Annotated in this window: 10 protein-coding genes; 5 read left to right on the forward strand and 5 right to left on the reverse strand. The window is 48.8% G+C overall.

All coding sequences use genetic code 11. From position 1 onward, the window contains the following. From LKG04_RS03720 to LKG04_RS03730, 3 genes are all read left to right on the forward strand, one after another. On the forward strand, nucleotides 1-940 hold a 940-nt coding region (locus tag LKG04_RS03720), incomplete at its 5' end, for a hypothetical protein (protein ID WP_291763272.1). A gap of 106 nt (nucleotides 941-1046) precedes the next feature. After that, nucleotides 1047-2231, forward strand: a complete 1185-nt coding sequence (locus tag LKG04_RS03725; RefSeq protein ID WP_034886200.1) for an IS256 family transposase — start codon at nucleotides 1047-1049, stop codon at nucleotides 2229-2231. 179 nt (nucleotides 2232-2410) lie between these two features. Further along, nucleotides 2411-2692, forward strand: coding sequence for a hypothetical protein (locus tag LKG04_RS03730; protein WP_291763278.1), 282 nt, complete (start codon nucleotides 2411-2413; stop codon nucleotides 2690-2692). A gap of 15 nt (nucleotides 2693-2707) precedes the next feature. On the opposite strand, the gene LKG04_RS03735 is transcribed toward LKG04_RS03730, so the two are convergent. Next, complete coding sequence (locus LKG04_RS03735; RefSeq protein WP_291760267.1) at nucleotides 2708-4189, reverse strand: ATP-binding protein; 1482 nt, start codon at nucleotides 4187-4189, stop codon at nucleotides 2708-2710. Between the two features lie 373 nt (nucleotides 4190-4562). Between LKG04_RS03735 and LKG04_RS03740 the strand changes: the two genes are divergently transcribed. Then, nucleotides 4563-5018 (forward strand): hypothetical protein, encoded by a 456-nt coding sequence (locus LKG04_RS03740; RefSeq protein WP_291760264.1) that lies wholly within the window; start codon nucleotides 4563-4565, stop codon nucleotides 5016-5018. 613 nt (nucleotides 5019-5631) lie between these two features. Continuing rightward, the gene (locus tag LKG04_RS03745) at nucleotides 5632-8088 is read left to right on the forward strand and encodes a hypothetical protein (protein ID WP_291763281.1); all 2457 of its coding nucleotides are present in this window, start codon (nucleotides 5632-5634) and stop codon (nucleotides 8086-8088) included. 286 nt (nucleotides 8089-8374) lie between these two features. Here the strand turns inward: LKG04_RS03745 and wecB are convergent, their stop codons facing one another. The 4 genes from wecB to LKG04_RS03765 all read right to left on the reverse strand — a co-directional run bounded on the left by wecB (nucleotide 8375) and on the right by LKG04_RS03765 (nucleotide 12989). Then, nucleotides 8375-9493, reverse strand: a complete 1119-nt coding sequence (wecB, locus tag LKG04_RS03750) for a non-hydrolyzing UDP-N-acetylglucosamine 2-epimerase (RefSeq protein WP_291760257.1) — start codon at nucleotides 9491-9493, stop codon at nucleotides 8375-8377. Further along, a complete protein-coding gene (locus tag LKG04_RS03755; RefSeq protein ID WP_291763284.1) occupies nucleotides 9490-10674 on the reverse strand; it encodes a glycosyl hydrolase family 8 in 1185 nt (394 codons plus the stop codon). The genes wecB and LKG04_RS03755 overlap by 4 nt, the downstream gene beginning before the upstream one ends. After that, nucleotides 10644-11954 carry a glycosyltransferase family 2 protein gene (locus LKG04_RS03760; protein ID WP_291760252.1) on the reverse strand — a complete coding sequence of 437 codons (1311 nt, stop codon included), beginning with the start codon at nucleotides 11952-11954 and terminating at the stop codon, nucleotides 10644-10646. The genes LKG04_RS03755 and LKG04_RS03760 overlap by 31 nt, the downstream gene beginning before the upstream one ends. 165 nt (nucleotides 11955-12119) lie before the next feature. Then, a complete protein-coding gene (locus LKG04_RS03765) occupies nucleotides 12120-12989 on the reverse strand; it encodes a hypothetical protein (RefSeq protein WP_291760249.1) in 870 nt (289 codons plus the stop codon). Between the last annotated feature and the right edge of the window lie 422 nt (nucleotides 12990-13411).

A 13411-nucleotide genomic window follows, 5' to 3' on the forward strand; every position in this document is an offset into this window, starting at 1 on the left:
CTTGGAGGTGTTCCGCCCCTCGCTGCACCGTTGGATCATGGGGCACAAGGCGCTCCTATGTAGTCCTGTCACAGGCAGAACCTCTTATCCTGGACAGCATAATGGCGAGGAGCAGCGTGCTCAGTCCTTGGCCACAGAGTTGAAGGGTCTGCGGGAGGCTCCCGATCGTGAAGCCTTGAAATCACTCTTTCCATTTGCCAGAGCAGCTCTTGCAGGAAACTGGAGTAACGCGAACACTCGTGAAGACGATCCACGGAGGTCCATCTGCAGAGCCGAGCACTTCGATGCGTATTTCCGGCTTTCCACCGATCGTGATGTGTTACATGAAGCGGAATTCAAACAGTTCGTACTTGTTGACGACCTACTCGATCCCGGCTTCCCCAGGGATGATCAGCTTAAGATTTTCGGGGACAAATATTTCCCCGGCAAGGCGGCATCATATCTCAAAGACAGTGATACTGAACGAATACAGAAGGTTATTCTGGGATGTCTCAAGTGTGATCAGATGGCTTCCAAAGTGCTCTGGAATTGTATTTCGATCAACGTGGCGACGACGATATTGAACCGGAACAACGGTTCCCGACTTCATACCGACGTGTTGAAAACCATCGTTGGCGCTATCGCTCAGTCCGATTCCATAGCCGCGGTTCCCACCGCCCTGGCACTAGCCGTTCAGATGCAAAAGGAATTGCATGACAGCGGAACTGCCGAGGCTCCGGTTCTTCTGCCGCAGGGTTATGATCTTCTGCGCATACCAATGCATCGCGAGGACTCACAGCCATGGGAAGAAAGCCTGGCTGTGTTGAAGGGAAAGGTGTTGCCGCCGTTCTCTCCGCAGGGGGCAGAGCGCCCGATGCTTTTTGGCACTGATCTCCTTGAGTTCTGCACCCATGCCGTGCCTTACCTCTACGACCACGATGCCGAGTGTCGCAGTGGATAACGTCCGGATTCTTGCGCAGTTTTGAGGTGGTGGGAGCATAACCCGTCCTGTGTGTACGATTTTCAATCGCTGAAAGTGAAAACCGATTGGAAAGCAGGTACGGGCCATGCCCGAGAAAATCATACAGGTCAACCAGGCCATGTTCGAGACCCAACTCGACCGGATGGTCACGGAGAAGGTCACGCAGATCCTCAACCGGATGCTCGACGCCGAGGCGGACGAGCTGACGGGAACTGCGAGATACGGGCGTTCGGACGCGAGGAAGGCGTATCGGGCCGGTCATTACGAGCGAGCCTTGACGATCAAGGCCGGGAAAATGGCGGTAAAGGTGCCGAAACTCAAGGGCGCCCTGTTCGAGTCGGCGGTCATCGAACGGTACCGACGCCGGGAGGAATCGGTCGAGGAAGCGCTCATCGACATGTACCTGGCCGGCGTCTCCACGCGTCGCGTCGACGACATCAGCCAGGCCCTGTGGGGTGAGCGGATGCCGTCCCAGACCCTGTCCGACAAGCTCAAAAAGATCTACGAGGACATCGACGCATGGCGGCAGCGACCGTTGTCCCAACCGTATCCGTACGTGTTCATGGACGGCGTGTGGCACAAGCGCAGCTGGGGAGGTGCGATCGAGAACGTCTCCGTGCTCGTGGCGATCGGCGTCGGGTCGGACGGGCACCGGGAGGTCATCGGCGTGGCCGAGGGCATGAAGGAGGACGCCGCCAGCTGGAACTCGTTCGTCTCCTCGCTCATCTCACGGGGGCTTGCCGGCGTTCGGATGGTGACCGGCGACCGGTGCGCCGGGCTCGTCTCGACGGTCGGCGGACTGCTGCCCGGAGCACGCTATCAACGCTGCATGGTGCATTTCATGCGCAACGTACTCGCCAGGGTCTCCCCGCGGCACACGCGGTGGGCCGCCGACGCCCTCAAGGCCGTGTTCGCCATGGAATCACGCGAAGCGGCGTTGGCCAAGGCCGGGCAGGTCGCCGTCGAAATGGACTCCAGGAAACTCAAGGAAGCCGCCAAGTGCCTGCGGGAGGGCATCGGCGAGACCACCACGTACCTGCTCGAGGATTATCCGGTCGAGCATCGCCGGCGGATCCGGACCAACAACATGATAGAACGATTGAACCGGGAGATCCGGCGTCGGACCCGCGTCGTGGGCGCGTTCCCCGACGGCAGGAGCGCGCTGATGCTCATCACCGCACGGATTCGCTACGTGACGTCCAACGACTGGTCCACCCGGCGTTACCTGGACATGTCCCGGCTCGGCGACACCATGAACAAAGCGAACTGAAAACGCACGCGGAACGACAAAACCGAAAGTGCGCAAGACTCCGGGCACTACCTCGCAGTGCGTTCGAGTTACTGCGTTCGTTGGTGAGTCCCAACCAGTACCCGCTTTTCGTTGTGGACGCCCTTGCAGAAAAGACGGACACGGGCTATGTGTTTAACGGGCTGTTGTTGTCGAAGTTGGTGACAAGGGAACAATATCAGAGCGCCATCGATACGCTCATCGATTGGGGAACTCTGTGGGAGTACGCTCCGTCGGATCGTCAAGCAGTCGCCGCCTATCAAGTAGCTCTCGATAGTTCTAGTTCACCATCGAGTTCATCGCCGTCGCAACCGCCTGCCTCGCCCGAGGAGCCGGAAGCCTCATCCGAGGAGCCTGAACTCGGGGACCCGATTCCCGAAGCTCAGACCAAGCTCGTCGTGGACGGTTGGGAGAAGCGTATCAATGAGGCAGCCACACATTAATTTGGAAGCGTTCAATCAAATTTTCTTCTTGAAGAACTTGCTCATTAGCTCGGTTGTTTTTCTCCCTAATTCCGAGGAACTATTCTGATTTGTAGTATCTGTCGGAACATTGCTATCCGAGAATACGTCAATAGCTAGTTTTCCAACATATTTCCCAAGTGCATTTTCAAAGTCACGAGTGTTGTCGGCATAATCTGTGGTTGCATGAACAAGTTCGTGAATCAGTGTCTCATAAAAAACTTCTTTATTATTTAATACCGTCTTCTTTAGGACAATAAGACCAAGTTGAGAATCATAGACACCGTGAACGTCGCCGGAAGTGAACTCATTGATCGTATTGGAAATCCGAATTCGCTTTTCCCACTTTGATAGTTCAAAATATTTCAGTAATGAATTTCGTAAATCCCAAATGCTCTGTTGCTTTACTGAAAGTGCGCGTTCGTCGACCCAATCGTATTTAAAGTTGTCGTTATATTCTTGACGCACGATATCAAATGTCCCAATGGGGTTGCCATTTTCGTCCTCGTCGTCTTTCACACGATCAAAAACTGCTTCAGGTACGATGACCAGTTCACGTCCACTTTCTCGGATTTTCTCTTTGTCGTCTTCACTTAAATCAAAGGCGTCGAACGATGACATAAAGACACTCGGTTTTAGCGCATTATACTTCTTGATTGCATACGCTTGGACATCCACATAATTGATTTCATCGCCTTGAGTTCCTTTCGGAATTTTCTTAAGCTGAGAAAGAAGTTCGGAAATCACTTCAAGGGTTGATGAATTGAGCAACATATTTTTGACAATTCCGGAATAGGCGGTACGTCCCACCGCTGAACGCTCTCGATTAAGAGCTTTCTTCAACGCAGCATTCTTCCTCGTGATATTGTAATCAAAAGAGTAATTGTCCTCATCGGATACTTTGACTCCGTTTACATAGATATTGGCGCTATCTCCGCTTTTGCCATATATTTCACCAAAAGGAGTGATGTCCAACGGGCTTTTATCTTCAAAATAGAGGAATAACTTTTTTGCATCTTCGATCTCCTTATCTGAAACTTGAAGTATGAATTCCGTTCCTGTGAATTTGCAATCCAAGGGTTCTGAAAAAACAGCGTGCAACGTCTGCACGTCATCAAACCCTTCTTTTTTATGCATGGCTAACGAGATGTGACCAAACTTTGAATCGATAACAACACTTCGACCGGAACGGTTGAGAACAGCTAGAGCGTCTTTCAAGCCAACTCCAAATTTGCCAATCACATTGGTCGCTTTGATTTTTTCTATGTTCTGGTTCTGTGTGAAGTGTTCATAGTTCAGGCCACGACCGTAATCTCGGATATGCCATAATCCTTGCTTGTCTTTTGTAAAGGTTGGCTCTTGGCACCCCGTTAGAAGCGTTTCGTCTAATGCGTTCGAGATGATCTCTCGAACTGCATGAAAAATCTCCCAATTGTCCAGAACTTTTTCAATATTTAAATCAAAATATCGTTTACTCATCCAACCGACCTCTCCCTTGATCCAGATTCTACTTGGTTACAAAATGTACCATGCATAGAGTGAATGGATGTTGCGAGGGCCGTCGGATAGTCTCTCGCAGTGAGTATACGGACTAGAACAATGGATTGTTGTAGAGCGTAACAAACGAAGCAAATCGAACAATCGAAGGATAATCAACTTGTTTGACTTCAGCACTGATTAAGCAGTAAACAAAACAATGATTATTGAAAGTCGTTCTGATTTATCCGAGGCGCATACATAAAAGCTGACGAGCTTCATATTTTTCTATGGTGAATTACTATTCACTATCGGTGGATTAGGACTATCATATTACCTGTCTGATTATTTTATTGCCAACGAAGGAGTGCCTATTATGGGTGGACCTACTAGGATATATTATGAAGAGATAGCTCAGCTTACTAATGAGCGGGCGCTCAGCGTTTCATCCTCGGTAAGATTCAGTAATCAGAAAACGATTCTAATTTTGTTCGGTATCGAGAACTGGCATCCTTACAGTGGTTTCTTCTCGAATGGAACTGTGGCAGTGTGGTTCGCGAATGAGGGTGACGAAAGATATCATAATACCATAGGGGAATCGCAAGAACGCATTCTCGAGAAATACGACCATTTCGAAGAGTATAAAACCCGGACCAACACTAATCGTTTTGCTTTTCTTAAGGAAAAGGAAACTGGAATGTACCGGTTTATTGGGGAATACGAACTCGATGATATATTCACAAAGGAATCCGAAGAAAGCCTAGCCCTCTGGAAGAGAATAGGCACTATGGCCATCGTGACTTTACCAGAAAAGACTTTGTCTAGGTATTGATATGAACTGGATTTTAGGGCCTTGGAAAATCACGTCGTCCTTGCGTTGTGCTATTTCGAGGCCCATGGGCGGTATCAGGTCTTGCCCCTGTCAGAATAGTCACAATGTGATCTTCCGTGGATACAACATGACTTGCGACCGTGGGTGTGAGGGGGCATCTTGTCTTCTGTGTGCACGTGTTCTTTGAAATAGTAGCGGGACGATAACAACTTAAGAATTAAGCATCAGGAATTGCTAGGCCGCATAGTAGCATGCTGAGGCAACGCGGTTATCGGATAAATATACGGAAGTCCCAAGGCCGGATGCTATACAGATTCTGTGCGTCTGAGGAATTCGACAGTTGCACGCGTATCAGGCGATGGCGGATTCGTTTTTTTCTCAGACATCCAGAATTTCCGGCAATGGTATTCGAGGACTGGTTCAAAAGCTGGATTCAAGTATTGGAGTTCAGTCCACTTCAGACCGTGCAAGAAACAATGAACCACACAATATTAATACAAGGTTGTTTATATTCTGTATATAAATCATTTGTTAATATTACGCAAATGAAATAAATAATGCATTTATGTATGAAAGCCTAATAGGCGAAAGAATTCTATTGAAAGGGATTGCATTGACCAATGATATTAGACCAATTACCTTGTCGAGTGAGGAGCTTTTCGCAAAATATGGTAGGCGTGAGGAGGCAGAACATATCCTAGATTTTTGGTTACTTGGGCAGTGCCTCGCGGAGTGTGTGATAAAAGATACCTATAAAAGCAGTGCACTTGGGCAACTTTGTCAGAACCTGACGCCAGAAGGTGTCGCGGTGCGTAGAGAGTTTATGAAGAGGCTAGTGAAAGAATCGACTAGAAATATTCCGTTCACGCCAACTCCGAATGACGCAAACTTGTTGGCTCTGTTGACTCTATTCCATTGCGACATTCTTATTGACCTAAAAAAGACCTCTGCACTGGACATAGCTAAAGAAATTGGTGAGGAAATAAAATCGAAATCATTGCTATTCCCGTTTTCATTTGGTCGAGACCTGTACGATCGTTTGCAGAAGATCAAGAAAACGGAGGTCCGCAATCTTGGCTATACCGATACTATAAGATTATTTGATGGGGCTCAGACGGGAGTCTTTCATGTTGGACGTTATCTTTTTGGTCCATTTGGGCTAATACAGACATCATTTCGAAGAAGTATCCCGCCGAGACGTGACTTACGTCTTCAACACTCTTCGGACAGGACAAATCGCTCCGCACATACAATATGGTTGTCATCAAGTATGAGAGCTCCCATAAACGCATATCGCGCAATATTTGACGATGTGCTTAACGATACGAGTGGTGAATTATCTGATTGGGCTGGTTTTTTTAGACGAATTTCAATTACGAGGAAGCAAGATTATGATGCTGGCTCCGAAACATCAATTCCATATTTCGTTGGCGATGCATTCAGTGATATTGAATTAATTCTTATAGCGAAGAAATTATGTGAAGATTCTAGTGTCTATAATCTACTTCCGGAAGATTTTGTTGAAAGACTAACTTCGGATGTCGCGAATTTGAATAATTCCTTTGATCTCAAGTGTAATAGATCCGAGTTAATGCAGGCAATTATGTGTGCTCCTGATGCTGTAATTCGGAGCGCAATTGATGAGCTAGTCTTAAATATGACGATTACTGTTCCACCAGAAGAAATTAGAATTCCTGTATTGAACGGGAAGCATTACTTAGGGCAATGGGGTACATATTTTGAACTCGGGCATTTAGGTACCCGAGTAACTGGTATGTTTCCCAGTCTTCCTGAGCTTCGTTTAAGAAATTTGCTGCGCTCCTCCTATCAAGATCTTGGAGATGATTACAGGAAAAATTTAGATTGGATATTACGAAGTGTTGATGGTTCTAGTTTTGATGATAGGCTCATGAATTATATTTCATCCGCGGATCCAAGAGAGGTACTTAAACGTTCGATTCTTCCGTATAAAGCAGCTACCGATTTTGTATGCAAATTCGTTCACTTAGACACTGACAGATTAAATTCTTTAAATGCTGATTCCTTCGATTTGGAAGAGATTCTATCTTGGAGACTCGGTTTTACAGAGAGGTCGCACCATGGCGGGTATACCAAATTCATGAAGGCACATCATGACGCTACTGCAGCAATCCCCGGAAGTGAAGATGAAGTCGACTATCTGTTGAGTATGAGAGGTGGGGTAACGCATCTCTTTACTTCATTAGAGGCATATTTAAAGCAGTTATTGGCTTTTTTGACCTGGTCGCTTATGTCCGATCATTATAAGGATGAAAATCCATTTAGATATACAGTGGGGAAGGCCCTTAGCTTTGCTAATCACATGTTGTTATCTAGTGCTGGGGCAGATGGTGATATTGAATCATTAACTTTAAGACCACTCATTAATCAGTATCGTCATTTATATAATTTGCTCGATAGTAGTGATGTCGAGAACAATAGCAAACGACCAGAGGGCGATTATCCATCTTTTACAGGTAAAACCACACTCCAACTCTTTCCCTTCCGTCATACAATCCCATTTCTCGATTTACGTACGAGGGCAAAAAAAGAGATATTGGAACAGCTTAGACAATTTGCAGATTCGCTATCGACAGAGACCATTCTGGAAGTAAGGAATGGGTTTTCTCATGGCGGGTTGAAACAGCCACCTGATTTATATACTGTCCGATCGGTATTCACTACAATTCATAATTCAGTTCAACGTATTGAAGCTGCAGGGCTAGGGTTAGCTGTTAGTAATTATGAGCATTCGGAATCTGATCCTTGGGGAAGAGTTAAGCATAAGCTTGTGAGTGAAACAGGTATGGTTAGAATTCTCCAGGAACCTTCCGATCTCGAGTTTATTGGATTACCTGTTCCAGAGTCATCACAACTAATTCTCAGTACGGCGATCCTTCAAACGTCAAATGAGCCTCTCAGGTTTAGTATTGGGTCCGATTCTGATTATTCAAATTATTGGAAGGGCTTTCCAAATTACCCTGAGCCTTCTGAAATACTTGGAATTGAAAGTGATGTGCAGAGTAAGAGTGGCATTCGCAAGATGGACTGAATTGATTTCTGTTCTTGCTCGTTCAGCGAAGATGAATTCCAGAGGTTGCTCAGCGTTTCACTGAGTGCGATACGTCATATTTTGACACGATTTTGTGAACTCCCGACTCATTAGAATTGCGGGTATCACTAGAATCTGTTGCTGTCATGGCCCGATCGTCGGGAGGTGTCTTGGTGATATTTGCTGAATTTAATTACTGTCTATTGCTGTGAGTTTTCAGTAGCCATTGGAGGGAGGGGTAGGGGGAACTGCGAATGCTACCCTGCACATCCCCGCCATTGTCCCGCTACTTCTTCCTCGACAAGTAGTCCCGGCAGATGCTCACGATGCGCTCGGCGGCGTGGCCGTCGCCGTAGGGGTTGTGGGCCGTTGCCATGGCGTGGTATTCCTGCGGGTTGTTCAACAGGCTGAGCATGGCATCCTTGACTGCCTGGGTCGCTGTCCCCACTACTTTGAGGGTTCCGGCCGCGACGCCTTCGGGGCGTTCGGTGGAATCACGCAGCACCAGTACCGGCTTGTTCAGTGAGGGGGCCTCTTCCTGGACGCCGCCGGAATCGGTCATAATGAAAGAGCTACGCGCGGCGATTCCATGGAAATCAACCACGTCTAACGGGGCGATGAGATGGACGCGGTCCACGCCGTCAAATACCTCATGGGCGACGCTTTGCACACGCGGACTCAAATGCACGGGATATACGACATCAAGGTCGGGCGTATTCCTGACCACGTCCTTGATGGCCTTGAAGGTGTCGCGCATCGGTTGCCCCTGGTTCTCTCTTCGATGCATGGTGAGCAGGATGAACCTATGGTCCCGAGGTATTGCCGTGAGGACATCGTGGTGGTAATCGATGCGAATGGTGTACCGCAGCGCATCGATTGCCGTATTCCCGGTGATGAAAATCTGCGATTCGGGGTGATGCTCCTGCAGGAGATTGTCCTTGCTGAGTTGGGTCGGCGCGAAATACAGATCCGATATGTCGTCCGTCAGCATACGGTTCATCTCTTCGGGATACGGAGAATACTTATCCCAGGTTCGAAGACCTGCCTCAACGTGGCCGACGGGTATCTGGTGATAGAAAGCGCTCATACTCGCCGCCATGGTTGTCGTGGTGTCTCCATGCACCAGAACCAGATCTGGTTGTTCCTCCTGCAGAATCGTGTCGAGCCCGAGAATGACCTTGCTGGTGATTTCAGAGAGCGTTTGCTGCTGCGCCATGATCTTCAGATCGTAGTCAGGCTGAATGTTGAAAATCTCCAATACCTGCTGCAGCATTTCTCGATGTTGGCTGGTTGCCACGATGATGGGAGTTGTGCCGGGGTCGGCTTCAAGTTGCTTGATGACCGGAGCCATTTTGATTGCCTCGGGTCTGGTTCCGAAGATGGTCATGATCTTCAGCGTGTTCATTTATCCATTCCTTCCATCACCGCCATGGCGGTGAGCGTGGCGTCGTAGTAGCTGCTCTCGTGGAGCGCCTCCGTGAGCAGTCCTGGTTTCTTGGCCAGGATGCGATCATAGGTATGGTGTGAATCCCGGCTGGCCGCATACACCAGCGGCGCGGTGAAACTGTCTGATTGATAGGTGTTGAGTTGGTGCCCGGTAAGTGAATAGCCGGCGGTGATAACTTCCTGTTGATCAAAGAAACGCAATAACTTGCGTACCACCTTTTGCGCGCGCGGGTCGTTGCTTGCGGCGAGCATCATGGGCACACGGCAAGCGTTGGACGAATAATCGCCATCGTATCTGGTTGCAACCGTTTTCCCCTGTACCGCGCTGGCATTGGTGCTCGTTACCCATGCGAAATCGGGAACGAGTCCGGTGTCATGGTCGTCACTGAGATCCACCATGCGGTCGAGCATGGCGTGCTTTATGGTGAGCCACCGGCTATCATGGGTGAACTCATAAAAGGCCTGGAAGAAATTCGGAATGACGTCTGACGTTCGGAGCAGATTGTAATACGGTGATTTCTCGTTGGCCCAATTGCCGACGGTCAGCGTGTGCGTGGTGCTGTTGTATTCATATCGCAGGATGTCAGCCGTCAATCGGCGTTCGATCGCCCGGTAATAGGAAGATCGCTGTGGCCACACGGTGCTGGCCTGGTGAAGACTGAACGCGATATACAGGTCGCCATCGGTGGCGCTATTGCGTTCGCTGGACCACGTTTGGCCTCTTTTATATTGGCGCCACTGCATGAGATACGTCTCAGTGGTGTGTCGCTCTCCAACGGCATCGCGATTCTCCAAATAGTAGTTCAGCAAGCGGTCAAAATCCTGCTGTTCCGCCCAGCCGCGGGCACCCGCCACGGCGGTGAGGTACAACCCGTACCCCTGTCCCTCTGAAAGCGCAACGGGATTGTTGGGGTCATTGCTGGTGTTTACGAAAGACTGGTTCTTGGTTTTCGGCACCACATAATGTTCTTTCCAGTGTTCATACTGGGATTGTTGCACATTGGCCATGCTGCCCACACGCACGGAAAGCAAGGCAACGATATAGATAATGGCTACTACGACGGCGCTGATCCACATGAATCTTACATGTTTCATCACAGAGTATCCCTCTAATCGTTGAATCGTTTCGTTTTCACCCACACGCTGCCATTGCGGTGAAGCACAGCGTCGAGGAATACGGAAAGCACCGCGTGCAGGGAAACGAGGATGAAGAGTTGTGAATACGTAAAATACGAGGCGAGCGATATCCATATCTGGTCCGTGGTGGCCTGGCCGTATTGCGTGGACAGTGCAAAAGAGATTTGCAGCATATACAAGACGATCATCAACAGCCAGTTCAATAACAGTATTTGCATGAGGGAACTGTTGCTGTCACCGAAGGTAAACGGAATGGCCAGGTTGGGTTCGAATGCCCTTGCTATGAGGACACAGATATTCGCGAGGAATATAACATTCGATAGCACGATTGCTGCATTGAACCAGAAAAAAATCGCAGAATAATACACCACTTCGAGTTTTACCCGCCAGTTGCTGGGCTTGAACAGCACGGTGAAATTGCGAGTGACTACTTGGTAATTGCCCTTCGCCCACCGTAGACGCTGAAAATAATAATCGTGGACGCGTTCGGGTTCCTGCTGGAACGCCTCGGAATTATAAGCCAGAGCGATTAATTTGCCGCTTTGCATGATCTTGAAGGAGATATCGGTGTCTTCGGTGAGTGCGCCATCGCTCCACCCGCCTATCGACTTGGCGAAATCTCGATTGATAATGAAATTCGTGCCGGGTATGCGGCCGATCTTGAACATATGCCAAATGGCGCAATGCTGGACTCGCTGAGTGACGACGATCTCCTGATTGATGCACTTGGTCAAGAAATTTTGCTTGGCGTTCCGCGTTTTATTCCTACCGAACACTGCCATGTACCTGGCGGGATCTTCATTTAGTTTTTTGACTAAAAAGTACAGGGCGTTCGTTTCTGGCATCGCATCCGCGTCATACACACCTATGTATTCACCGTGAGCGATGTTCAGTGCGTCATTCAGGACACCTGCCTTGCCTCCGCTTCCGACTCTCTCGATGATCTTCACCTCCCGGCTGCGATATTGCGGCAGATCAGCGATTCTCCGCATTTCCTGCGCCGTGCGGTCATTGCAGTTGTCGGCAAACAACAGGACCTCGACGCGTTCTGCGGGATAGTGAAGGTCCAAGATAGCCCGCACCGTTTGGGCGATGACGATTTCCTCATTATGCGCAGGCACGACGATGGTTACCTTCGGATACGAGGGCAGAGGTGTAATGTATACCAACTCTTGGCTTTTTTGCAGCCAAAAATGAATGGCGCCGCCAAGGGTCGTCATGGACATAAGCAGTGATATCCAAATCGAGACCAACGTAAAAATCATCAGCGCTTCTGAAATCATGATTTCCTCACCTCCTTTTCCCCTCTTTTTCGTTGAGTTTCATTTGCGCTAATGCCGTTCGTTCGATGCGAAAATATACGATCCATTGGCACACAAAGATTACTGCTATCGAAATGAAAAACAACAACGTGATAATGATCGATACCCACCAGAAACTAGTAATCATCAGGATTCTTCGCCCTTCAGATATTCAACCACGAGGTTAGTTTCCATCTTCCGCTGCAGATAGTTGGTGGCATCTTCCAACGCCGGGAACCGATCTGCATTCGAGTGGTCGACTTTAAGACTTCCCCATTTGAATTGAGGAGTGGTTCCCAGAAGCGCGATCTCATTCAGATGCTCTTCGGTAAACCTATTGCGTTTCGCATAATCGTCCGCGGATAGGTGGTGAGAAATAATCAGAAACGTTCCGCGGCCCAGGTAATACAGCGATTCAGAGGGTAAGCGATAATCCTTCAGCACCTTGGCAATCTTGCGAAGTACCTCGTCATACTTGGCTGCGTGGAATTGTTTGAATTGCGTATTGTTGGCCCAGTGAATGGCGGTGATGTTGAACCACAGCGTTGCATCGGGATCGTTCTGGATGAAACGAACTGTCTTCTGATACATTTTTTCTGCATTGTGCGTTTGTTGCAATTTGGTCACAGGGTTATAGTGAAAAGCATAGCGTTCAATATCGCGCCTATTGGACTTTCCCCAACCGGACCTCAGCAAAACGTAGCGATTGATTGAGGTAAGACCGGCGCTGACTGGGAACACGGCCAGAAGCATCAATTTCGACGATAGGCTTATCGGGACAGTGCCCAGCAGCAAGATGGCAATGCCGAGCACGCTGAGTAAGACGATAAGCCAAGTCGTCAGAATGCTGGGAATCAAGGAACCCGCCGCCAAGCCGACGACAAGCAAGACGATGGAGACGGTGGAAATTTCCGCTGCGTGCAGATCCAAGTAATGCAAAAAAATCGTGATGGTCGCAATCGTGACGAACAACGACATGAGACCGGCTACAGTGATGTGGCGGTTATTCAATGACATTTCCTTTCCGCATATATACGGTACGGTGAGATAAAAGAATACGTATTGGAACAAACGAAAGTGATGAGATGCTGTGTTCGACGGCATCGAGTAGATCAGTCGCCTCGTGTTGGGGAACCGTCAAATCGTTGGTTATCCGAAGTGAAGTACCACACATTATTTTCAATATTGGTATAGCTGGTATTGGTATAGATCGTGATTGCATTTACCCGAAAGATTGCATTCATCATTCACAGTGGCGCCGTCACCGTGAATGGGGCAATGCGTTACCCTCGGTTCATGCCGCCCCTGATCGATTTGTCCGGGAATGGCCCATTGGCTTCCCGGGCATATTGAGCATGTATATGCAACCGGATTCCCGCTCGAATATTTACCCATGCTGCTCTATCTGACCATAGCGTTGCCCTACTAATTATTCTCAT

The organism is Bifidobacterium sp. (genome assembly GCF_022640935.1).
GTDB lineage: Bacteria > Actinomycetota > Actinomycetes > Actinomycetales > Bifidobacteriaceae > Bifidobacterium.

Coding starts and splice junctions, on each gene's coding strand:
- LKG04_RS03725 (WP_034886200.1), top strand. CDS start 1,047: ATGCCCGAGAAAATCATACAGGTCAACCAGGCCATGTTCGAGACCCAA.
- LKG04_RS03735 (WP_291760267.1), bottom strand. CDS start 4,189: ATGAGTAAACGATATTTTGATTTAAATATTGAAAAAGTTCTGGACAAT.
- LKG04_RS03740 (WP_291760264.1), top strand. CDS start 4,563: ATGGGTGGACCTACTAGGATATATTATGAAGAGATAGCTCAGCTTACT.
- wecB (WP_291760257.1), bottom strand. CDS start 9,493: ATGAACACGCTGAAGATCATGACCATCTTCGGAACCAGACCCGAGGCA.
- LKG04_RS03760 (WP_291760252.1), bottom strand. CDS start 11,954: ATGATTTCAGAAGCGCTGATGATTTTTACGTTGGTCTCGATTTGGATA.
- LKG04_RS03765 (WP_291760249.1), bottom strand. CDS start 12,989: ATGTCATTGAATAACCGCCACATCACTGTAGCCGGTCTCATGTCGTTG.